The sequence below is a fragment of the uncultured Roseivirga sp. genome (assembly GCF_963973945.1).
GTDB lineage: Bacteria > Bacteroidota > Bacteroidia > Cytophagales > Cyclobacteriaceae > Roseivirga.
Window position 1 is genome coordinate 75677 of the sequence record NZ_CAXBBV010000013.1, and the last position, 22616, is coordinate 98292.

At 39.0% G+C, this 22616-nt stretch carries 27 protein-coding genes; 16 read left to right on the plus strand and 11 right to left on the minus strand.

Going from position 1 to position 22616, the window contains the following annotated elements; all coding sequences use genetic code 11:
- Positions 1 to 32 precede the first annotated feature (32 nt).
- From AAC026_RS17085 to AAC026_RS17100, 4 genes are all read left to right on the plus strand, one after another.
- Positions 33 to 743: an RDD family protein gene (locus tag AAC026_RS17085; protein WP_339606757.1), complete on the plus strand. Its 711-nt coding sequence runs from the start codon at positions 33 to 35 to the stop codon at positions 741 to 743.
- 1 nt (position 744) lies between these two features.
- Complete coding sequence (locus tag AAC026_RS17090; RefSeq protein ID WP_339700608.1) at positions 745 to 1362, plus strand: hypothetical protein; 618 nt, start codon at positions 745 to 747, stop codon at positions 1360 to 1362.
- Entirely contained in the window at positions 1352 to 1588 is a 237-nt protein-coding gene (locus AAC026_RS17095) for a cytochrome b5 domain-containing protein (RefSeq protein ID WP_339700611.1), read from the plus strand. Before AAC026_RS17090 ends, AAC026_RS17095 begins: the two co-directional genes overlap by 11 nt.
- Positions 1589 to 1720: 132 nt before the next feature.
- Positions 1721 to 2161: a hypothetical protein gene (locus AAC026_RS17100; RefSeq protein WP_339700614.1), complete on the plus strand. Its 441-nt coding sequence runs from the start codon at positions 1721 to 1723 to the stop codon at positions 2159 to 2161.
- Between the two features lie 153 nt (positions 2162 to 2314).
- Here the strand turns inward: AAC026_RS17100 and AAC026_RS17105 are convergent, their stop codons facing one another.
- The 4 genes from AAC026_RS17105 to AAC026_RS17120 all read right to left on the minus strand — a co-directional run bounded on the left by AAC026_RS17105 (position 2315) and on the right by AAC026_RS17120 (position 6241).
- Positions 2315 to 2818 (minus strand): acyl-CoA thioesterase, encoded by a 504-nt coding sequence (locus AAC026_RS17105; protein ID WP_339700617.1) that lies wholly within the window; start codon positions 2816 to 2818, stop codon positions 2315 to 2317.
- A gap of 43 nt (positions 2819 to 2861) precedes the next feature.
- On the minus strand, positions 2862 to 3413 hold the full coding sequence (locus tag AAC026_RS17110; protein WP_339606761.1) for a TetR/AcrR family transcriptional regulator: 552 nt from the start codon (positions 3411 to 3413) through the stop codon (positions 2862 to 2864).
- A gap of 124 nt (positions 3414 to 3537) precedes the next feature.
- A complete protein-coding gene (gene dnaK, locus AAC026_RS17115) occupies positions 3538 to 5454 on the minus strand; it encodes a molecular chaperone DnaK (protein WP_339700620.1) in 1917 nt (638 codons plus the stop codon).
- Positions 5455 to 5620: 166 nt separating this feature from the next.
- Positions 5621 to 6241 (minus strand): hypothetical protein, encoded by a 621-nt coding sequence (locus AAC026_RS17120; protein WP_339700623.1) that lies wholly within the window; start codon positions 6239 to 6241, stop codon positions 5621 to 5623.
- Between the two features lie 218 nt (positions 6242 to 6459).
- On the opposite strand from AAC026_RS17120, the gene AAC026_RS17125 reads away from it, so the two are divergent.
- From AAC026_RS17125 to AAC026_RS17145, 5 genes are all read left to right on the plus strand, one after another.
- Positions 6460 to 7359 (plus strand): lysophospholipid acyltransferase family protein, encoded by a 900-nt coding sequence (locus AAC026_RS17125; protein WP_339700626.1) that lies wholly within the window; start codon positions 6460 to 6462, stop codon positions 7357 to 7359.
- Positions 7360 to 7422: 63 nt separating this feature from the next.
- Positions 7423 to 9003 carry a peptide chain release factor 3 gene (locus tag AAC026_RS17130; protein ID WP_339700629.1) on the plus strand — a complete coding sequence of 527 codons (1581 nt, stop codon included), beginning with the start codon at positions 7423 to 7425 and terminating at the stop codon, positions 9001 to 9003.
- Positions 9003 to 9728: an RluA family pseudouridine synthase gene (locus tag AAC026_RS17135; protein ID WP_062589049.1), complete on the plus strand. Its 726-nt coding sequence runs from the start codon at positions 9003 to 9005 to the stop codon at positions 9726 to 9728. The genes AAC026_RS17130 and AAC026_RS17135 overlap by 1 nt, the downstream gene beginning before the upstream one ends.
- A 25-nt stretch (positions 9729 to 9753) precedes the next feature.
- Positions 9754 to 10116 carry a hypothetical protein gene (locus AAC026_RS17140; RefSeq protein ID WP_339606767.1) on the plus strand — a complete coding sequence of 121 codons (363 nt, stop codon included), beginning with the start codon at positions 9754 to 9756 and terminating at the stop codon, positions 10114 to 10116.
- A 174-nt stretch (positions 10117 to 10290) separates the two neighbouring features.
- Complete coding sequence (locus AAC026_RS17145; protein ID WP_339606768.1) at positions 10291 to 10584, plus strand: hypothetical protein; 294 nt, start codon at positions 10291 to 10293, stop codon at positions 10582 to 10584.
- Here the strand turns inward: AAC026_RS17145 and AAC026_RS17150 are convergent.
- Entirely contained in the window at positions 10559 to 11410 is an 852-nt protein-coding gene (locus AAC026_RS17150) for an aminotransferase class IV (protein ID WP_339700634.1), read from the minus strand. The two genes, AAC026_RS17145 and AAC026_RS17150, sit on opposite strands and share 26 nt — an antisense overlap.
- 152 nt (positions 11411 to 11562) lie before the next feature.
- Between AAC026_RS17150 and AAC026_RS17155 the strand changes: the two genes are divergently transcribed.
- Positions 11563 to 12315 (plus strand): J domain-containing protein, encoded by a 753-nt coding sequence (locus AAC026_RS17155; RefSeq protein WP_339700637.1) that lies wholly within the window; start codon positions 11563 to 11565, stop codon positions 12313 to 12315.
- Here AAC026_RS17155 and thiL read toward each other — a convergent pair.
- Positions 12289 to 13338 (minus strand): thiamine-phosphate kinase, encoded by a 1050-nt coding sequence (gene thiL / locus AAC026_RS17160; protein WP_339606772.1) that lies wholly within the window; start codon positions 13336 to 13338, stop codon positions 12289 to 12291. The genes AAC026_RS17155 and thiL overlap by 27 nt on opposite strands.
- A gap of 189 nt (positions 13339 to 13527) precedes the next feature.
- Positions 13528 to 13929: a methylmalonyl-CoA epimerase gene (gene mce / locus AAC026_RS17165; RefSeq protein ID WP_339700640.1), complete on the minus strand. Its 402-nt coding sequence runs from the start codon at positions 13927 to 13929 to the stop codon at positions 13528 to 13530.
- Between the two features lie 90 nt (positions 13930 to 14019).
- Between mce and AAC026_RS17170 the strand changes: the two genes are divergently transcribed.
- Entirely contained in the window at positions 14020 to 14457 is a 438-nt protein-coding gene (locus tag AAC026_RS17170; RefSeq protein ID WP_323758533.1) for a hypothetical protein, read from the plus strand.
- Positions 14457 to 14783: an iron-sulfur cluster assembly accessory protein gene (locus AAC026_RS17175; protein ID WP_339609224.1), complete on the plus strand. Its 327-nt coding sequence runs from the start codon at positions 14457 to 14459 to the stop codon at positions 14781 to 14783. The genes AAC026_RS17170 and AAC026_RS17175 overlap by 1 nt, the downstream gene beginning before the upstream one ends.
- 54 nt (positions 14784 to 14837) lie before the next feature.
- Here AAC026_RS17175 and AAC026_RS17180 read toward each other — a convergent pair whose 3' ends face one another.
- The gene (locus AAC026_RS17180; RefSeq protein WP_339700643.1) at positions 14838 to 16334 is read right to left on the minus strand and encodes a P-loop NTPase fold protein; all 1497 of its coding nucleotides are present in this window, start codon (positions 16332 to 16334) and stop codon (positions 14838 to 14840) included.
- Positions 16335 to 16478: 144 nt separating this feature from the next.
- Between AAC026_RS17180 and AAC026_RS17185 the strand changes: the two genes are divergently transcribed.
- A complete protein-coding gene (locus AAC026_RS17185) occupies positions 16479 to 16799 on the plus strand; it encodes a hypothetical protein (RefSeq protein WP_339700646.1) in 321 nt (106 codons plus the stop codon).
- 74 nt (positions 16800 to 16873) lie between these two features.
- Positions 16874 to 17215: a RidA family protein gene (locus AAC026_RS17190; RefSeq protein ID WP_339700649.1), complete on the plus strand. Its 342-nt coding sequence runs from the start codon at positions 16874 to 16876 to the stop codon at positions 17213 to 17215.
- Between the two features lie 6 nt (positions 17216 to 17221).
- Here the strand turns inward: AAC026_RS17190 and AAC026_RS17195 are convergent, their stop codons facing one another.
- A complete protein-coding gene (locus tag AAC026_RS17195; protein WP_339700652.1) occupies positions 17222 to 18118 on the minus strand; it encodes a phytanoyl-CoA dioxygenase family protein in 897 nt (298 codons plus the stop codon).
- Between the two features lie 43 nt (positions 18119 to 18161).
- On the minus strand, positions 18162 to 19205 hold the full coding sequence (locus AAC026_RS17200; RefSeq protein ID WP_339609216.1) for a hypothetical protein: 1044 nt from the start codon (positions 19203 to 19205) through the stop codon (positions 18162 to 18164).
- Positions 19206 to 19306: 101 nt separating this feature from the next.
- On the opposite strand from AAC026_RS17200, the gene AAC026_RS17205 reads away from it, so the two are divergent.
- Positions 19307 to 19564: a hypothetical protein gene (locus tag AAC026_RS17205; protein ID WP_339700655.1), complete on the plus strand. Its 258-nt coding sequence runs from the start codon at positions 19307 to 19309 to the stop codon at positions 19562 to 19564.
- 56 nt (positions 19565 to 19620) lie between these two features.
- Positions 19621 to 21519 carry a potassium channel family protein gene (locus AAC026_RS17210; RefSeq protein ID WP_339700658.1) on the plus strand — a complete coding sequence of 633 codons (1899 nt, stop codon included), beginning with the start codon at positions 19621 to 19623 and terminating at the stop codon, positions 21517 to 21519.
- Between the two features lie 101 nt (positions 21520 to 21620).
- Here AAC026_RS17210 and AAC026_RS17215 read toward each other — a convergent pair whose 3' ends face one another.
- Positions 21621 to 22271, minus strand: coding sequence for an FKBP-type peptidyl-prolyl cis-trans isomerase (locus AAC026_RS17215; RefSeq protein ID WP_339700661.1), 651 nt, complete (start codon positions 22269 to 22271; stop codon positions 21621 to 21623).
- Positions 22272 to 22616: the final 345 nt, after the last annotated feature.

The following is a 22616-nucleotide window of genomic DNA, read 5'->3' on the forward strand; positions in this document are numbered from 1 at the left end:
TTTAAGTCAAAAATTATTCAATAATAGTTCTTATGCAAGCGGTAAGCATTCAAACCTCACAAAACATTCAATTAGAGTACCCGCTGGCTGGTATTGGCGATAGAATTTTGGCTTTTGTTATAGATGCGATAATCATCCTCAGCTTTATCTTTATCACCAATATAATATTAGGCGCCTCTGGCATCTCGATGAGCGTGGCGATGAATGTAATGCTCAGCATTGTTGCTTATTTGTATAGGCTCGTATCAGAAGTGTTTTTCAACGGCCAAACCGTAGGTAAAAGGGCTCTGCACATCAAAGTGGTGAAATTAGATGGAAGCGTTCCTTCATTCAGTGCCTATTTCCTAAGATGGCTTATGGAACCCATTGATTTCTTCATTATGGGGCTTGGGGTGGTCTTTATCATTTTGAGCAAAAACGGGCAGCGTGTTGGCGACCTTTTGGCAGGTACTACAGTCATCAAGATGAAGAAAATCACGGCTACAAACGTCAGAAATAAAGTGATCATGGAAACCGTGGATGAAAACTATGTACCGAAAATACCCGAAGCTGCACAGCTAGCGGACAATGAAATTCGTTTGATTAAAGATGCTTTGTCGGTTTTTAGAGATGGCGCCAAACAAAAGCCTCTACTACTTATTGAAGAAAAGCTTAAAGAGAAATACAACATACAAAGCGACATGCCCACTGTGAAATTCATGTATACGTTACTTAGAGATCACACTTATTATATGACAAAGTAGGATGCTAAAGACTGCTTTTTATATACTGGCGATTTCCTTCTTCTTCAACATAACTTCGTTATCCCAAACCGAATCGACTTTCCCAAAAACCTATTCCGAGGAAGAGTATACTCCTTTGCTCGACTCGCTTAGGCAGGTTTACGGTGAAAAAATAAGCTATAAAAACAGTGAGCAGATGGAATTGACTACACTTTTAGCCATAAGTCATTATCCTTTTCTGCAAAACCGGAAGGTCAAAGTGATCATTAAAAAGGTAAAAGGTGCTCCTGTGGAAGCCAGCTTTTCTCCTCTTAATGTGGTTACACCTGCCAGAGCTAAGGTGTATAAAATCATTATTAAGGAGAACTCTTTTATGGAAAGACTTTCTCTCAACAAACAAGTGGCTGCACTTGGTCATGAAATGGCGCATTTTATTCAGTATGAAGAAAGAGGCTATTTTGGCACTTTATTCGGACTGTTGCGCTATGTTTCTTCCGACAAGTACCGAATCAAGTTCGAAAAGACTGCCGACAAAATCGCCATGGACCATGGCCTTGGCCCGCAAATGCTGGAGTTTGCCTTCTACACATCCAAGGAAGATATTCAAAACTATATGAACCAAATGGGCTATGGAAACTAAAAACTATACGCGCTCCCAGTTGGCACTAAGAAACGGCCAAGACCGCCCTGAAATTTGGGTGGCCTATCAAGGGCGAATCTATGATGTAACCACTTCAAAGCTTTGGAGGAAAGGCATGCACTATGAACATTGGGCTGGTCAAGATTTAACCGATGAACTTCCTGATGCCCCACATACCGAAAAGGTATTTGAAAAATTCTCTGTAATAGGAATTCTCGTTCCCTAACTCTGTCCGATTCATCAAAATACTGTGCTATAAGTGATCGCTTTGTGTACGTTTTCGTTACACATTTTTTACGAATACGAACACATTTTTTAGTTAACTATCTAACTATATGCAAGTTAAGTTTAATGGCACATGGATTGGATAAAGAATAGCATGTCGAATAGAAAAAGTCAAAACGAAAATTTAAACAACACGGTCATGAATAGCTCAACGGTTAAAACTCAAAAAAATTTAAGTGCAATATTAGGTCTAGCACTTGCGGTCATCACATTGTTTCAAGCAGGAGCAGTAAAGTCAAACGAAGTTTCTGATAGAAGCTTAGCCTCAATTGAAGAAGCTGAGTTGAGAGCTGAAATCGATAACATCTTCCCTGACGATGGATTAACGATCACAGAGAGAGCTTATGCAGAAATTGCTGCTGAACAAACCAAGTACGTAAAGGTTTTTAATGCCGAGAATGAGTTGGTCGCTCAAGGCTTAACTACTGAAAACGATGAATTAAGACAATTGGTAAAACAAGCTGATTTTCTTACTCAAGTATCAGGTCAAAAGTATTACAGAATATCAGAATAAGTCTTGGTCTAGAGCAATCTAACCGCAGACACTATTCGCAAGGTCAAAGTCAGTTTAGTTTAATTAAGGTCAATTTTAGGTAAGAAAGCCCCGAATCGGGGCTTTCTTTTTTTAGCCAAACTTTAACTCATTATTAAAGAATCAAAGTACCTTTTACTGAAAACGTACTGCCTTCAACTCTTCGGTCAGTGCACGCCCTCGTCTTTCAATTTTTTCATCACCAATGGGCACCAGTAACTTTTTAAATAAAATCAAATGATCTTCTGAATGCTCCTTTCCCCTTTGGGCTTTAATATCAAAGTGGAAAAATTTCGTCCACAACACAGCTTTTACATGTGTTTTATGAAGGTCGTACATTACCATTTCGGCTTGTACGTACTTTTCGGTATAATCAATCAGTCTTGATTGCACAATCACTTTTTCCATTACAAAAACTGGCCTAACATAGGTCATTTCGTGATGCCCCACTACCCAAGATCTTCCTTCTTCCTTGGCCATTTTAAAAACATCGAAATCGTAAGTGCTGATGAGATGATCCTCTCTTACATTCAACATATAATCTAAGTACTTAGAGTTATTGAGATGGCCATAAGGGTCGCAATCTTGAAAACGCACCAATACTTGGCTTTCGGGTTCTTTAATCAATTCTTTCATCATAATATTAATAGACCAGTCTGTCTAATTTTGAGTTAAAAATTTTTTAGCTATTCAGAATAATAGGAATATATATTTTCTGGTTTTTAAGGTATTTAACATCCTTGTGTGCTTGGCTTAAAACAAAGGCTCCTTCAAACATCGCATATAACTGCTCTGCTTTTTGGTTGGCTTTAGATATTCCTCTGCGTTCTAAATAACCTGCCAAATTTTCTTGCCAGCCTTTGAATATATTCTCGCATGCCAAACGAATATCTTCATCCATTGAAGTGGCCACAGCTGCTACTGCGGTAATCGGGCAAGCGTCTTTGTAATCAGATTCAAGCAAATCATTAATCATTACATCTACCATAGCAGAAAGGCCTTCTAAAGCTGGCTGACCTCTTAATGCCTCACCATACTTAAGCATTTGTGCTTCCCCTCCATATTGAATGGCTTGGCGAATGAGTCCGTTTTTGCCATCGGGAAAATGGTGGTATAGCGAACCCTTAGGTACACCCACTTCTTTCAGCACTTCAGAAATACCCGTTCCGGAATAACCTTTCCTACGAATTAAGCCTGCTGTAACCTGAATTAGCTTGTCCTTTGTCGATAGCATGTTCAAAGTAAATAAAAATAGACCGATTAGTCTAGTAATTCAAAAATTATTTCTTCTCCCCTTACAAAACAAAAAAGCCAACCGTCTTTCGACAGTTGGCTTCTCATTTATATTAAATCGAGTACTACTTAACTTCTTCGTACTCTACGTCAGATACGTCACCTGATTTTGAATCGTCTTCTGCACCTGCGTTTGCATCCGCACCGCCTTGTGCACCTGCAGCGTCAGCTCCTTGGCTTGCAGCGTACATTTCTTGCGAAGCAGCTTCCCAAGCTTTGTTCAAAGTTTCCATTGCGGCATCAATGCCTTCAATGTCTTGGCTTCCGTGAGCAGTTTTCAAACTAGCAAGAGCTTCTTCGATAGGCTTTTTATTGCCTTCAGAAAGCTTATCGCCATACTCTTCTAATTGCTTTTCAGTTTGGAAAATCAATGAGTCGGCTGTGTTTAACTTTTCAACCTTCTCTTTCTCTTTTTTATCAGACTCAGCATTGGCCTCAGCTTCTTGCTTCATTTTTTCGATTTCCTCATCTGTTAAACCAGAAGAAGCTTCGATTTTAATTTTCTGCTCTTTTCCTGTGCCTTTATCTTTAGCCGACACGCTCATGATACCGTTTGCATCGATATCGAAAGTTACTTCGATTTGAGGAACACCTCTTCGTGCTGGTGGAATATCGCTCAAGTGGAATCTACCAATAGTTCTGTTGTCCTTCGCCATTGGTCTTTCACCTTGCAATACGTGAATTTCTACAGAAGGCTGATTGTCGGCAGCAGTAGAGAAAGTCTCCGATTTCTTGGCTGGAATAGTAGTGTTCGACTCAATCAATTTAGTGAACACACCACCCATGGTTTCGATACCTAGTGAAAGAGGCGTTACATCAAGTAACAATACATCTTTTACTTCACCAGTTAACACACCACCTTGAATTGCTGCACCAATCGCAACTACCTCGTCAGGGTTTACACCTTTTGAAGGTTTTTTACCAAAGAATGCTTCTACTACTTCCTGAATTTTCGGGATTCTTGTAGAACCACCTACCAAGATTACTTCATCAATATCTCCTGTGCTATAACCCGCGTCAGACAAAGCCTTTTTCACTGGCTCCATTGATCTTTTTACCAAGTTATCTGCTAATGATTCAAATTTTGCTCTTGACAATGTTCTTACCAAGTGCTTTGGTACACCGTCAACTGGCATAATGTATGGCAAGTTGATTTCAGTAGAGTTAGAAGAAGACAATTCGATTTTTGCTTTCTCCGCTGCTTCCTTCAATCTCTGAAGTGCCATTGGGTCTTTTCTCAAATCAATTCCTTCGTCTTTGTTGAACTCATCTGCCAACCAGTCGATGATTACTTGGTCAAAATCATCACCACCTAGGTGAACGTCACCATTGGTAGATTTTACTTCGAACACGCCATCGCCCAATTCTAAGATTGAGATATCGAAAGTACCTCCACCTAAATCGTATACCGCGATTTTCTGCTCTTTATCTTTTTTATCAAGTCCGTAGGCCAAAGCCGCAGCAGTTGGCTCGTTGATAATTCTTTTTACTTCTAAACCAGCAATTTGTCCCGCTTCTTTTGTAGCCTGACGCTCAGCATCGTTAAAGTAAGCTGGCACAGTAATTACCGCTTCAGTTACTTCTGTTCCCAAGTAATCTTCGGCAGTAGACTTCATTTTCTGAAGAATCATTGCTGAAAGCTCTTGTGGGGTATACTTTCTATCACCGATTTTCACTCTTACGGTGTCGTTATTTCCTTTTTCTACTTCGTATGAAATGCCTCTTAGTTCTTCTGAAACATTAGAGAATTTCTTTGCCATAAATCTCTTAATTGAGCTTACGGTGTTTTTTGGGTTGGTGATTGCCTGCCTTTTTGCAGGGTCTCCTACTTTTCTCTCTCCGTTACCATTGTCTAAAAATGCCACAATAGACGGGGTTGTTCTTCTTCCTTCGCTATTAGGGATTACCACAGGCTCATTACCTTCCATTACGGCAACGCACGAGTTGGTAGTTCCTAAGTCAATTCCAATAATTTTTCCCATGATGTATAAATGATTTCTTTTCTGTTGCTATTTAAACTCACTCCGTATTTATCAATGGTTGTGCCAAAGGAATTTGCCTGACATTTGGTGACACATTGACAGAAGGATGCACAAAAAAAGTCTAGCCGACTGACTAGACTTCTGTTTTACAGCGTCAAAAATTGTATTAGGCCATCTTAACGTTTTCTAAAGAGAATACAAAAGCGGTCGCGTTTGCTCCAGATCCTCCACCTGTCATTACAATATCGGCAGAGGCCAAACCTAAGAGTGAAATTTCTGTGTTGATATTACTAATAATAGCCGAATTCATGATTTGGCCTTGCGTAATTTGAGAAGCTACTCCAATAAAAATTGTTGGTGTGAATTCGAAAACGGCTTTTTGACCTGGTGCAATATTGGATTTCATTGCGATCACGCTCCCATCTCTATAAACATAACCACTAACCGCTCCCCTTTGCAGCGAGTTTTTTAATTCTATGCTTTTTGGTGAAGCGGCTGATCCTGAGTATTGAATTAAATCACCAGAAGGTGCCAAAACCATTTCGAATGCCTGACCGGGCATGGCGGATAGATGCGGAGTGTAATTCCCATAGCTATCACTCATAGCTACTTGGAGTACACTAGAATAAGTAAAAGGATGATAATCGCCTTGGCCACAATTCTTAATAACTTTCCAGGCTATTGCGATTTCATCGAAACTAGTAGCCATGTTCTTCTGAAAAAGAACGATCTCCGAATTATTCTGATCGTTGGACTTATTAATAAAATTCAATTGTATTGCGCTCATGAGGTTGAGGTTAAGTTATTATTAAACAATAAGTATAATTAAAAAAATTAGACTAAAAGTTAAGGGTTTAAATGTACAATAACAACCAATCCTATTTATGCATCACATGAAGTCAACTCATTAAAAAAGGACACGCTTAACCGTTCCTCCATATTTTTTATCATAAATTTCCGACTACATAATGAATGCATAACTTGTCTGGCAGTTGACAAAATACTATGGCCGCTATTTTCTACTACCTGTTTGTAAAGCCCGTTTCACTATTACCCTTGGGGCTAACTTATATTATTTCCGACATCTCATGCTTTATCATTTATAGGGTTGTTGGCTATCGAAAAAAGGTGGTAACCACCAACCTTAAAAACTCATTTCCAAATATGTCCGAAAAGGAGATCAGGGAAATTAGAAAGAAATTTTACAGTCACTTCACAGATTTTCTTTTTGAGAGTTTTCGGAATTTCAGTATTACTGAAGAAGAAACATTGGCTCGCTTTAAGGTTGTCAACCCTGAAATTTTAAAACCATTTGCTGATGCCAACCGAAGCGTTATTATTGTTGGGGGTCATTATAATAATTGGGAGATGTTAGCAGTTGGAATCGACCATTACATTGAACATCAGAGTGTAGCGATCTACCACAAACTTGGGAACAAGTTTATAGACAATAAAGTGTTAAAATCGAGATGTAAGTTTGGTTTAAAACTTATCCCTCGCCCTGAGGTGAAAAAATTCTTTGAACAAGACGATCAGCTCACAGCTACTATTTTCGGATCTGACCAATCGCCCAGTATTGCTAAGAAGGTGTACTGGACCCAATTTCTGAATCAAGAAACTGCTGTAATGTTTGGGGCAGAAAAGTTTGCCATAGAAAAAAACTACCCTGTTCTTTATGGAGGCCTCCACAAAGTAAAGCGCGGTTATTACGAGTTCAAGCTTGAATTACTCTTTGATGAGCCCACCTTATGTAAGCATGGCGAAATCACAGAAGCTCATACCAAGTGTCTAGAAAAACAAATTATTGAAGCCCCTCAATACTGGCTTTGGACGCACAAGCGATGGAAAAGAAAAAAGACCGCAGAAGAGAGGCTAGAAGAGCAAGCATTGGCCAGTAAAGGCTAACATTCTAAAAGACAATGTGCCTCGCGCTTTTTCTTTTATCTTTGCACCTCAATTCAAAATTGTATGGGTTTAAAGGAGGAGATAGCGAAACGAAGAACTTTCGGAATTATTAGTCACCCCGATGCGGGAAAGACAACTTTGACTGAAAAATTACTTCTTTTTGGAGGGGCAATTCAGAAGGCTGGAGCTGTAAAATCGAGTAAAATCGATATGCATGCGCGTTCCGACTGGATGGAGATAGAAAAGCAGAGAGGTATCTCTGTGGCTACTTCCGTAATGGCCTTTGAATATGAAGGCATGAAGGTGAACCTACTCGATACGCCTGGTCACCAAGATTTTGCCGAAGATACTTACCGAACGCTTACCGCAGTTGATTCCGTAGTAATGGTAGTGGATTGCGTTAAAGGTGTGGAAATCCAGACGGAAAAACTGATGGAAGTTTGCCGTATGCGTAATACGCCTGTAATCTCTTTCATCAACAAGATGGACAGAGAGGGCAAAGACCCTTACGATTTACTGGAAGAAATTGAAAGCCGTTTGAACATCAATGTTCACCCACTTAGCTGGCCTATTGGAATCGGAAAAACATTTAAAGGGGTTTACAGCCTTTACGACAAAAGCTTAAGACTTTTTCAACCTAGCAAGCAAAGACTCTACGAGGAAACCGTAAAATTATCGGACATTAACAGCCCCGATTTAGAGAAATTTATTGGAGAAAAAGATGCCAAACAGCTTCGCGAAGATGTTGAGCTAATTCAAGATCTATATGGCGATCTAGATATCGATGCCTACTTAAATGGAGAAATCGCCCCAGTATTTTTTGGCTCTGCGGTGAACAACTTTGGGGTGAAAGAACTTCTAGACACTTTCCTTAAAATTTCACCAAAACCACTGGCCAGAAGTACTGACGAAAGACTGGTTGAGCCAACAGAAGAAAAGTTTACGGGTTTCATATTTAAAGTGCATGCCAATATGGATCCTAAGCACAGAAACCGTATTGCTTTCTTGAGAATTTGCTCTGGTAAATTTGAAAGGGGTAGCAATTATTATCACACCCGTCAGGATAAGAAATTTAGAATTTCGCAAGCCACCGCCTTTATGGCACAGGACAAAGAAACCATTGACGAGGCTTGGCCTGGTGACATCATCGGCTTGTATGATACTGGCAACTTCAAAATTGGCGATACGCTTTCGGATGGAGAGAAAGGCACCTACAAAGGTATTCCAAGCTTCTCTCCTGAAATTTTCAGGGAAGTAATTAACCGCGATGCCATGAAAACCAAGCAACTTGAAAAGGGCTTGAACCAACTTATGGACGAAGGTGTTGCGCAGTTGTTCAGTTATGAATTAGGTTCTAGAAAAGCAGTGGGTGTTGTGGGGCAACTTCAGTTTGAAGTAATTCAATACCGATTGAAAAATGAATATGGCGCTTCGGCAGATTTTGTGCCGATTCAAGTGCATAAGGCTTGCTGGTTTTCTTCAAAAAACCCAAAGAAACTTCAGGACTTTATGGATTCTAAACAGCGCCATATTGCCAGAGATAAAGATGGCAAACTGGTGTTTATGGCTGAATCAAGAGCTTGGTTACAAATGGTTCAGGACAATTTCCCTGAAATTGATTTTCACTTTACTAGCGAATTCTAATGGAAAAAATAGTTCAACCCATCTATGAAGACAATCACCTGCTGATTGTGAATAAACCTGCTGGAATACTGGTTCAAGGTGATAACACTGGCGACAAGCCATTGGTAGATTATTGCAAAGACTACCTAAAGGAAAAATACAACAAGCCGGGGGCTGTGTTTTTAGGTGTGGTTCATAGAATAGACAGGCCTGTAAGTGGAATTGTGGTTTTTGCTCGCACCTCTAAAGCGCTTGAAAGAATGAATAAGCTTTTCGCTACCCGAAAAGTGCAGAAAACGTATTGGGCTGTGGTGAAAAGAAAACCGAGACAGCCAGAAGGAAAATTAATCAGTTGGCTGAAAAAAGATCCTTCTAAAAACATCACCACTGCTTACGATTACCAAGAAGAAGGTTCGCAAAAAGCAGAACTTGACTTTAAGGTGTTAGGTAAATTGAACGATCATTATTTGATCGAAGTAAAGCCAATTACTGGTCGTCCGCACCAAATTAGGGTTCAACTTTCAGAATTGGGCTGCCCCATTCGTGGCGATTTGCGCTATGGTTTTTCTAAACCAAATCCAGACAAAAGTATTAACCTACATGCCAAAGGACTTTACTTTGAACACCCAATAAAAAAAGAGCCTTTGATCATCCGCGCAGGCTTGCCAAATGACCAGTTCTGGGAGCAATTCTTGACTTTGGAGAAGATCAAAATCAAGGACAAAAACGTAGACAAAATTTATTAAGTAATACAATAGCCATTTTTAAAACATGCAGAACGATCCAGAATTAAGCGGCAAATACTTGGGCACTATTACCAAGGACTTTGTACTGGTGGCCGAAACATTGAAAGAAGCGGCTTACCAAGTGAAGAAAAGAGGTTTCTCTGAATTTCCCATTTTTCCTATTTCTAAAACCGACATTTCTGTTGGGCAACTGTTAATAGGAAAGAATGAAATGAATACTACTTGGAACTACTCTATCACTTATTTAGATGAATTTGTGCAGCGCAAATTGGTAGAAGATGAAGAGGCTTTTAAAAAAGCTTATAAAGACCCTGATGAGTTTTGTTGTCTTTTTGTGGTAGATCAAGAGTTCACAAACTTCTTGTTTATTCCTTATCCTGAGGATTAGCGGCAAAATTTAGCTTCACAACCCTCCAAAAGTTCTCCTTTTAGCATTTAACTAGGTGATTTAACACCGTCAATATTGCTATATCAACTTTTGGAGGGTTTATACGCTATAGCGCTTGATAACCAATCCTCAGATTCTTCGTTCTCCTTTCAATATATTCCATTAAATTGATGTATGGGTGAAATTGCCGAAGAGACAAGAAACATGGTGCGTGGTCTGCTCACCAAGCTCTCAGATATGAGGGCTGATTTAACATGGAGAATCAATAACACATATAGCAACGGAATTGATAATACCGTTTTGGAAATTTTGATTTTTGAAAGTAATCATCAAACAGGAAGAATTGCTTTTCAATTAGAAGACGGTCATGTAATCAATTACCGCTACAAGGAAGTAGAAAAACAATTACCCGCTCAAATTATGGATGTACTTTTAGATGTAATCAGTTTTGAAATGACGGTTGCTTAGTTTCTTTCTCCATTAGCTTTGCATAGCCCTCCATTAGTACTTTCGTTTTAACCCCTACTTTTCCGCTAGCAATTTCTTCATCATTAATCTTCACAACAGGCATTACTTTTTTATTGGTGCTTGTCATAAAAAGCTCTTCTGCTACCAAAACCTCTGTCAAAGTAATAGGTCTGATTTCCACTTTAAAACCGAGCTGAGGAGCCATATTGATCACATTCATTCGGGTAATCCCGGGCAAAACTCCTTCTTCATTTGTAATCAATTTGTTTCCTTCTACTAAAAACACATTGCTGCGCGAAACCTCACTGATATATTGACCATCATGATAAAGTACATCAACATGTCCTTTTTGCTTCCATATGGGTTCTAACCGAACTGCGGTAGCATAGTTGGTAGTTTTCACTTGGGGCATTTCGCGGGTAAACTGATGAGTCATTAAACTCACGCCCTCAGTATAAAAGGACGGATTTGTTTCTGCAACCGCGGTGTTGGTAATAATCAAATTCGGCTTTCCTGCCGAAAAACCATCGGGCGAAGCACCACCTGTCATTAACACCTTTACACCTGAAAGTGGAAACTTGTTGTGGTCAATCAGCTTTCTGATGGCGGATTCAATTTCATTGCGTGAAAAAGGAATTTCCATTCCCAACAAACGCGCAGAGTTTTCAAAACGGTTTAAATGCGCCTCCATAAAAGCAGGCGCTCCATCATACACTTTGAAATAATCGAAAATTCCGAAACCTCGTAATACACCTACATCGTCAATTGAAAAGGTAATCGACTCTTTCGGAACAAAATTACCATTGAAGAATTGAATGGATTCCATAGCTAAAAATTATAGAGTAAAGATGCTGATATTTTTAAAATCGGAAATAGTGTTTGACCGAAAAACTCTTGATGTTATTTCCTCCTAATGCCTGTTTGCCATTCTTGTTAAACCCTTAACTTTAAAAGGAAAAATTTGCTACGATCACCGTAATGGCTAAAGATTATTATCAAATATTGGGGATTACCGAAGAAGCCGATCAGCAGGAAATAAAAAAGGCCTATCGGCAAAAAGCACTTGAACTTCACCCCGATGTAAACCCTTCTCCTGAAGCCATTGCTATTTTTCAAGAAGTGAAAGAGGCTTATGAGGTTTTGGGCGATGAAGAGGCTCGTATACATTATGACAGCGGAACGATAATTATCAACTTCGAAGATTTTGAAGAGCCCGCCCAAAGGCAATATTACCAGCCTGAATCTCAACCCGTTCCCACAAATTTTAAAATCTACGCCAAACAAAGCACAAGACTATGTGCTTTGGCACTGGTTTTCAGTCTAACCTTCTTTTTCGATTGGCTTGTTCAGGGCGATTTAGGTACTACGGAAGTTGAACATGCCGAAGTGAGTGATTACAGTGGACGAAATGGCGGTCGCTATTTTATGCATGTGGCCACCTCATTTGGCAACTTTAAGACTGTAACTTTTGGTAGCCCCATTTATGCAGGCGAAATTCTTGAAATGAAGAAAAGCCACATTTACGGTTTCCTCAAATACAAAAGGGCAAATGAGACTCAATTTCAGTTTACCTACAACACTCCTTCAATGATATTTTTCTTGGCGAGCCTCGTATTACTGGCTGGGTTTTTTGGAATCATTCCCAACACAAAACCCGAGCGAAAATTTAATGCTGCCATTATCGGCTGTTTCTTTAGCCTTACCTTAGTTATTTTCCTCTTGGCTGCTTAAATGATCCCAACCTTGTGCTTTTAAGTCAACCAAATTATTGTTTTTAGTTACCAACCTATTGCCTTTGGTTAACTCTTGGGTATGGCCTATAAAGTGGATGTCTTCGTGTTTTTCTAACTTTTCGTAATCCTCTTGCTTAATGGTGAAAAGAAGTTCATAATCTTCTCCTCCGTTCAAAGCACAAGTAATTGGGTCGAGGTTAAATTCCACTGCTGTTTCATAAGTCTGCCTGTCGATTGGAATTTTATCTTCATAAATCTGAATGCCCACACCAGAATTGGAGCTCAAGTGCAGACATTCTGAAGCCAGCCCATCTGAAATGTCGATCATGGAAGTAGGTACTACCCCAAACTCCGCCAGTTCATGAATAATATCCATTCTGGCAATCGGTTTTAACTGGCGTTGAACAATATATTCGTAATTATCTAACTGCGGCTGCAAATCTGGATTGGCCAAAAACGCTTGTTTTTCACGCTCCATTACTTGAAGTCCCATAAAGGCGCCTCCTAAATCACCAGTAGCACAAAGAATATCGCCAACTTTTGCTCCTTTGCGGTAAGTAACTTTTTCCTTTTCTACCTTACCAAAAATAGATATGGATATGATCAGCCCACTATTCGAAGTAGTAGTGTCTCCGCCTACTATATCTACTTGAAACGCTTTGGCGGCTGCTTTCATGCCTTCGTAAAGTGCTTCAATGGCTTCTACAGAAAAACGATTACTGATCCCTAAGGAAACGGTTACCTGTTCTGGCTTACCGTTCATTGCGGCAATGTCAGAAACGTTGACCGAAATGGCCTTGTAGCCTAGGTGTTGTAACGGCACATAAGATAAATCGAAATGCACTCCTTCTACCAACATATCGGCTGCCAATAGACCAAATTCATCTCCAGCATTAATCACCGCGGCATCGTCTCCAATACCCATTACTGTGCTGTGGTTTTGTGTGTTGATTCCTTGGGCCAATCGGCTGATTAAACCAAATTCACCTAGTTGAGATAATTCTGTTCTGCTTTCTGACATGGCTTTTCCTCGTTTCGGTCGCAAAGATACTATTTTAGTCAATAGTCAATAGTCAATAGTCAATAGTCAATTGAAACACGTGTGTAGAAAGAGGTTGCTTGATTTTCCTCTTTTATTTTGCGCTCATCCTTTCAATCAAAACAATGAAGAAGACAAAACTCATTTCACAAATGACCAATGACCAATCTACTATTTTACCTCCTGACAAAGCTCAACCAATACTCCGTTGGTTGATTTAGGGTGAAGAAAACAGACGATTTTATTGTCGGCTCCTTTTTTGGGTGTTTCGTTGAGTACGGTAAAACCTTCCGCTTTTAAGCGAGCGATTTCAGCTTCAATATCTTCCACATCAAAAGCAATATGATGAATGCCTTCGCCTTTCTTTTCAATGAACTTGGCAATTGGGCTGTCGGGGTTGGTAGCTTCTAGTAATTCGATTTTATTTGGCCCTACTTGGAAAAACGAGGTTTTCACTCCTTCCGTAAGTACATCTTCTATCTTATAATGAGGTTCACCAAATAGCTTAGCAAATAGCGCGTTGGAATTATCAAGGTTCTTTACGGCAATGCCGATGTGTTCTATCTTTCGCATAGACTTATTGAATCATTAACTATCTTTGTAAATTAAAGGAAACTTTCGAGGCCTTGTGCCTGTTTCTAATCGAGGCTCAAATTATCGCATTTGGGCAGCATAAAAAAATCAATGCATATGACGGGTGCCGGAACAGATATCCATGTAGAGAGTATTAAGCTTCAACGCGAGATTGAAAGCCATTTAAGTATTAAAGGAAGCGAATTGAGTTTTGAGTTTCAGCAGAGCGAGGGTAAAACCAAGCTTGACCTGATTACGATTAGCCCAAGGCACAACCAATCTTTTCTTTTCCAGTCTGTGTTGGGCATAGATAAGCTTGATGCGTTGAGAAAAATGTTGGACTACGTAAAGTCTTACAAAGACAAATACCAGTCTTACACCGTTCAGTGGATTGCGAAGGGCGAAAAAGAATTGCACACTTCGTATTTCAGAGCGGGCAATATGTACGATGCGCTCGATAAATTATATTATGGACGCGACATCAACACCATAACCGTTTTTAGTATAGTACTTAATCCTGTGGCCTAATGATAACAGTAACAGATTCAGCAAAAAATAAAATTTTTGAGCTTCGTTCTAAGGACGGAATATCAAATGACAATAATATTAGGGTTTCGGTGCAAGGCGGAGGCTGCTCTGGCTTGATGTACGACCTTGATTTTGATTCTGAAATAAAGGAAAAAGACGAGGTTTTTGAAGACAAGGGAATTAAAATATTGGTCGACAGAAAAAGCCTCTTGTACCTGTTGGGTACTACCCTCGATTTTTCTGACGGACTGAACGGAAAAGGTTTTCAGTTTGTAAACCCGAACGCTTCGCGCACTTGTGGTTGCGGAGAGAGTTTTTCGGTATAAGCATTTCCAAAATATTGAATTGAAAAAGGTGTCTCGAAAGGACACCTTTTTTGGTTAGGTAATTGACTTCTTATATATAAGATAGGTCTCCCAAAGCAATTCAAAATAAGCCTCTAAGGAAATATCCGCCAATTCAGTCCCTCTTTCCAAGTTTGATTCTAGTATAAAAGCTCTTTGAACTGCCGCCCCATACCTATAGTTATCCCTAGTGATAGTGTAGTCAAAAGAGATGTGGGTTAAATAGTCATCATATCTAAATAATTTTTTCTCAGTGAAAGAATCGTTGTAAGGAAAATTACTCCTGTCTAACAGCGGAATTAGGTCAGAAATTCTATCCTCAACCTTATTGCTACTATTGCTATCGGAAGCCATTACTGGTGCTCCTGTATTTTTTAACTTGATCAACCCAGTTTCAAGTCCTTCTGTAGACCCAAAGAGAAATCTCAAAAACTCGATAATAAGTGGAAAGTTCAATTGTTTTGAGCTTTCTACATCTCTACTTGTTTTCGTTGACAAAGTAATTTTCCTTCCGATTTCACTATACATCAAACCGTTGAGCTTCAATAATGACCTCAAATTCAAAGCTTGTGATCTAATCAATGCTCTAACTAAAAAGACAACTTCACTTGTAATAGCATTACGCCAATACGAAAAATCCGCTACAGAATGAGGGCCAGTTGTTATAGACTCGAACAATGCTCTAAGGCTTTCTACAATCTCTTCTTGAATATTAAATTCGAAAACAGTCTTGGAATAAAATTTATCTATATAGCCAGAAAAATTGACATTCTGACCATATCGGTTTTGGAAAATATTATGAACATTTTTAATGTCTAAAACGAAGACCACTTTCTCAAAACCGAACTTGTTATCTTCTTCTTTATCAAAATCTACATGCGCAGCAAAAACATTAAGTAGCCTAAACAAATGATCTGGATCAACGCGGTCCAAATCGTCAATCACTAGAATATTCTCTTTGACTAACCCACCTTTAATGTTTTCTAGCAATGATTTAATGAGAGAGGAATAAAAATCAAATTCATAGATTGAGCCTTTCGATTCAGACATATCTTCTATAAAAGAGGCTATGTGGGTAAACTCTGTTTTGTTCAAAGCATCGTGCTCTTCTTTGAACTTACCAACTAAACCGTCTAAGTCTTTTAATACCTCTGAAATGGGTTTTCCAATCTTTGGTACAGCCTTTAAAAAAATATGAAATAGCTTATGAAACTCCTGTTTTGCAAAAAACGATAAGTGCTCTAGCTTAGAAATCGAAGCTTCATATACTATGTGTTCAAACTTTAATATTTCATAAAAGAGATCATACTTAATAAGTTCGAAGATGTCTTCATTTGAAGAGACAGAATAGTTTACAGGGAATAGATGTATCACATTATACTTCTTCTCGTTAATTTCTGAAAACTCCTTGATGAAGGTAGTCTTACCGATACCAAAAGGCCCCGAAAAAATGATGCGTTTATTGCCTTCCAGGTTTAAATGATCGGCAAAGTCCTTTTTTGGTTTAGATATATCAATTCGAAATTCAGTCATTTTCTTCATCATAATTACTAAAACAAAGTATCACTTTAATTTTAAAATCTATTCATAATACCGCACTGAAATAAAGCGTCTTGAGAATTACATTTGACATTAGAATTCAATAGCTTAGAACCATAAGCCCATAAAGCATTCGCAATGGAAAGATTGAGTAAGTCAGAAATTAGCTCCTATCAATCCAATAAGAGGTCTCCTGCGATAGAAGCACTGGTGGCACATCTTTTAAAAATTGGTCTCACTTTTAGGCCTGACAATCCAGAAGGTAGTTCAATTGTTTGTTTTGCCGAAAGTGAAGAATTACGACCTGAATTCCGCAGCAGCTATACTTCTACTGACTTAATCCATTATATCTATGCTGATTTGACGAACGCTGAACAGACTGATTTAATGAACATTACCTACCCAAAAAACACAGCGCAATTTTGGGCTTTGGTAGCCCAAGGGCAAACTGAGAATTGAAATAAACATTGAAACCTTCCTTTTTCAACCTAAGATTGAATAGCTTAGAATTATAAGTCATAAAAAAATTAGAGATGGAAAGACTGAACAAATCGCACCGAATGAGCCAGATTGTAATGCATGGCGACACTATTTATTTGGCTGGCCAAGTATGTAAAGACGACACGCAAGACATGAAAGGCCAAACCCAAAGTGTATTGGATAAAATAGATGCACATTTAGAAAGTGTGGGTTCTAATAAATCCAAGCTACTGATGGTTCAGGTTTTTGTTTCTGACATGAGTCTTGTAGGGCAAATGAATGAGGTTTGGGATGCTTGGGTAGACCAAGAAAACCCTCCTGCCCGCGCCTGTGTTCAAGCGCCTTTTGCCCGTCCAGAATTACTGGTAGAAATGGTGGCTACCGCTGCCATTTAGATTTTATCAACTTATTTGAAGGTCGGCCGGAACTGGGTAATCTGGCCCCGACACTTCCTTAAAGTTATAAGCAGAAGGAAGAGGTGCACACCTGTGTTCGGAGATTTGTTGCATTAGATCCTCTATTTCTATCTCTTCAGATTCGAAATATGCCTTTTCATTTTCTGTAAACACTCCGGTAACATCTCGTTTCAGAATTTCTTTCATCCACTGCTTTCTAAGGAGCGCCCATTTTTCATCTTGATGAGCATCTTCTAAAACGGCTTCAATGGGTCTGACTTCAACATATATTGTTCTTCTCACTCCCTCAGATCGCTTTGGTGCTGAACTATGAAGAATCATGGCATCATGTATTAAAATATCTCCTGCCTTAGCTGGTTGCTGAACTACTCCTGGCGGATTCCAACCATATTTTGATTCCAGTTCAAACAGGTCTTGGGTCTTAAATTGTGTTTTGGGAACAAAGCTTAAACACCCATCATTCAAGTTGGCATCGTCTAAATAAATACCCACGTTCAGGTACGGATAATTTCTTGAGTGGGGCGCATCTTGATGCCACTTGACCACTGGGTGAGGGTGTTGATGTTTATAGAGAATATCTGTTTGAAGCACCACCGAGGTAACTCCACTGTATACCTTTATCAGTTTTAATAAACTCGGAGTTGCCAGCAGATTCAGAAGATCATCAGTATATTTTAGGTGTAAATCATCAAAGCGCATTACTCTTGGCCCAACAGAATCATTGGTAACACAGGCGCCTTGCAGAGCACTTCCTTTATGATGAAGCTCCAATGCTTCGTTTTCTATTTCATTGGCAATTGTTCTCAACCTGTTAAGCACCTCTTTTGAAATACCTTCTTTAATTAGGCAAAAGCCATCTTCTAAAAATTTACCTGTATCCATCTTACTTGTTTTCACGTCTTGCAAAATTCATCTATGCTGGTAATCATTTCTCTCCATACAAGTCAGGCTTTTTAATGACCATCCAAAGACTAAGCTTTACGATTTCCCCCATGTTGGTACAGGACAAAAATGCTTTTTCATCGTAATATTTAGCGAGGTCTTTTCGCAACTTTTTTACTTGTTCGGGAAAAGCCAGCGTATCTTTAATCATAGCATTGATAAGGTCTAGCACACGATAACGCTCTACCCTAAGTCGGTTGGCAATCAATGAGCGCTCTTCCTTTTGATATTGCTTTACCGTAGCGGGCGTCATATGTTTAAGCCCCAATTCAATCAGTTCATTATTCTGTTTGAAATATTGAGGCAGGTAAACACTTTTTCGCCCTTCATAAGATTGCTGATCGAAATCTATGGCCTTCAATCGATACGTCACTTCTTCAAAATCAGGAGTTACGTTTACCACAAAGTTACTAGAGTGCATATCACCCAAAAGCCGAACGAAACATCGTTCATTGAACTTAACAAATTCTTTGGCCAGTCTAATCTCATTAAGCATTTTGCTATTCATATGGTTCTTTATAAACTCATCTCCGGGAATACCCACAATGTGTTCTTCGATTAAAGTGTTTTTATGCACCACGTAGCTCATGCGGTTGGGCGAAAGCAAATGTTCTAACTCTAGCCCATAAATTCTGGAGGCATCAGCATTCTTCACATAGAAATAATCGAAGTTATCGTTGATCTGGTTTACAATGCGTACCCTGAAAGGCTTCGTATTGCCAAAAGCACAGAGGTCAACCCTATCTACTTTAAGATGTTCCATCACCCCAACATCTCCATCGGCCATTAATACAGAGTAGATTTTTTTGAGTGACAAGTAAATGTCCTTCATTTCATCTTGAGCATAGAAAACCGTTTCCCAAAGAGTGTCATCGCCTTTAGAATTGTAAAGCGGAATGGCATTGTTGTACCTCAATAAATCATTGTATTGAATAGGTACTTCAATGAGCCTTTTATAGCGCAAAAGATAGGCGCGTAGCTCTTCGCTTATTTTAAACGGAATCTTCTTTTTACTGATCAGGGCCATTGCAATGTCTCTTTGCTGTAAGATAGTGATTTGGATGGTTAGGAGTTAGAAGTCAATAGTCAATAGTCAATAGTGAAAACGAGCTAAACAATTAATCGTCATTGCTCATTGGCTTCAGTGAAAGGAAGAAAACACAAAAATCGACCGTCATTCCGAAAGCTTACGCTTCAGATTCAGCGTTGGCGCAGGGATGCCTTTTTCAAGCGACCGCTGGTTCCGGTGCCTCGGGGTGTCCGTTCAAAACAGCAGCGGTAAAGAACAGACAGATTGCCGATTCATTAAACCTTGTTATCACAGGCTTAATTTCTCGTAATGACTATTCCATAAAGGAAGACACTGAAATTCAGGTAGTTGTTTAGCCTTGAGTATTTCGATATATTGATAGACTTTTTAAAGGGTATACCAAATTCAACCCATGATCAGAACCATCAAAATAGGGGTAATCTGCATTGTCCTGTGCCTAATTAGTTTGCCCAAACTTGCCTCGCAAGAAATCAAACTCAAAGAATATTCTTTCACTGAATTCTTTCAGATGATTGAAGAGGAAGAGGATTCAGTCTTCAGATTATCTAATGCCTTTTTAAAATTTAATAAAGAGACCGATCAAAAGTTTATACTGACCTTCGAACTCAACAAGCCATTCAACCTCAAATCGGCTAATGAAGATTCCATTCGGATTGATAAAGCATTGGAATTGACCAATATCGTGATAGAAAGTTTTGCAACGGCAACCCCTGAGTTTCTTCTTTTCGGGTTGGGAAAAGTCGTATTTTCTAAACCGGTTCAATGTACCAACTGCATCAATTTTATGGTAACTCAATCTACCTTTAATAGTACGATAACCTTTAAATATAATCGTCAAATTCGAGATTTGGCATTAATATTACCACCCATTCTCCCTCCATCATTATATATATGCAGCTCTAACTTTCAATCTGGCCTAGTAATAAGCAGTGGCTCCACTCAAGTATTTTCCCAATTCAACTCAGTTACTGATAAACGAAGTCTTCATCTGACATCTTTTGAAAATGTTATTAGTGCCAACAAAGAAAAAAAAGAAAGGGTTGCCATTTTAGGTTCCGTATTTCAAACAATCCTATTCAATAAAAATGTTGTTGAAGGATCCGCGAATCTAACAATTAGTTCAGAACCAGCAGAAACCCAAAACGAGAGTAATGGGAGGCTTTTCGGCTTAGAGATCAATGAAAATGAATTTAACGTGCCCATAACAAACCTACGTTTCGATGATCAAAATACCGACTTAGTTACAATGAAAGGTAATCGATGGTCGGGTCTAATCTTGACTTCAATAAGTGAATTGGATAGGATAAATACACTAATTGACGGGGCTTCACTCTCAGAGAAACTGATTGATGAAGAAACTTATAAGGGATACATTCTTCCTAGATTAGATGAAATGCAATTGAAGCAAGCTGATTTCTATTCTCAAAAGGATTTAGACAACTACCGGCAAAAACAAATGATAGAAGATGTGAACTTCTACAACTCCGAAGTGGCTTTGAGAGGTTTGTTTAAGAATTATTTCGACAGCAGGCATGATGCAACATCAGCCAACCAATTTTACATAGAAATTAAAGACCTAGAGACAAGGCGGTTAGCCTATTTGTATCATCAAAACCCTACCTTTGACGGCTTCTTTAAGTGGAGGATCAACCAATTTCTCAAATTATTCTCAGCATATGGTACAGAGCCTGCCAAAGCAGTTACATTTTCAGTCTATGTTATTATTGCTTTTGCCTTAATCTACCTTTTCTTCCCTAATCATTGGGACAGCCATGGCAAGGACAGAATTTTGCACCGTTACCAATTCTTCTTTAAGTACTTGAATAAAGATGCGGGTATGCACGATGTTTACTTGGAAGACAAACAAGATGAACTGGCACATTATAATGGTTTTAAAAGTTTCTTTATTGAAAATGGAAAGACTGTTCCGAAGTTTTTTCTAGCTACAGCTTTACCGCTCTACAGATGGTCCATTGCAAGTACCAAAACAACCTCTTGGTTTCTTCAAAAAATAGATATTTTTAAAGGCAAGTGGGTTGATTTACCTACTCCCCAACGAGCGGCCAAAACAACCCTGCTTATTTTTACATTTGTCATTGCCTTACTATATGATGTCTTTATAAAAATGTTGAATGCCTTAATGCTAAGCATTAACACCTTTACCACACTTGGATTTGGAGAGATTCCCATCAAAGGCTTACCCCGTTACTTGGCGATTATTCAGGGCTTTATCGGTTGGTTTATGTTAACTATCTTCTCTGTGAGTTTGATTTCACAACTACTGAACTAACAGCTGACTATCATTCCGAAAGGTGTCTTTTTCAGACAGCCGCGGGAATCCATCCAAATACAGAATGTCGGAGTAACTTGAAATTCTCAGCTACTTAGACTCTACCTTTTTAAAATGTAAACCTGAAAAATAAGAGTTGAGTTAGGAGGCACTTCACGGGTACCTTCTGATCCATATGCCATTCGTGCGGGTACTTTTATAAAACCATTATCCCCTTCCTGAAAATACTTGAGCCCTTCTTGAAAACCATCAATCAAATCACTCTTTTTTAGGTTAATACCTATTGGTTTCTTTGTTCTGAAGGAGCTATCAATTTCTTTTCCATTCTCTAAATAAGTAGCGTAGTGTAAAACCATATCACTAGGCTCTAAAATAGGCTCTGTATGGATTTCTCCTTTCACTTTTGAGAGCCCTAAGTTATATTTTACCTCAATCCATGTTATGCTATTGAATTGATCCTCTCTAATTTTTTCAAACTTCTCCTCAGGGTTTTCATCCGTCACAATATTTCCAGCTTCATCCCATTCTTTCAATTGAATTAGAATTCCACGGTCGTTATACTTTTCCTCGCGTTTCTTAGAACCGTCTTCGTACCAAAAGGAATGCTTACCAATTTTGATCCCATCCGCCATTCTACCTTGGTACTTCTTCTCACCATTTTCATACTTCTCCACTGTCTTCTGTGCAAAAACAGAGGCCGCTTGAAAACTAAGGAATAGACAAACACTAATAGTGAGCAGGAATGATTTCATGGTAGGAACTTTTAACTTCAAGAATGGCCAATTTACAAAGAGAACATTGCTAGAACAACCTCTTTAATAATGCTAAGCCTCGCATTTAAGTTGGATTGTTAGCTGTATGTAATTAGAAAGAGCAGCCGTTTGGCTGCTCTTTCTATTTTGTTGCGCATATCATTCTCTTTTACCTACTCAACCTCGCAATATGCACCCAGCTGTTTTTGAATCGGGTGTCGTTTCTGATCTCTTTCATGCGGGCGATGGCCTTGTCAAAGTCGTTCAGGCTTTCGATGTAGAGGTAGTCAAGCTTGCGCTTTTGACTGGTGAAGATGTTGGCACTAGGATATTCTGCTTTTAGCT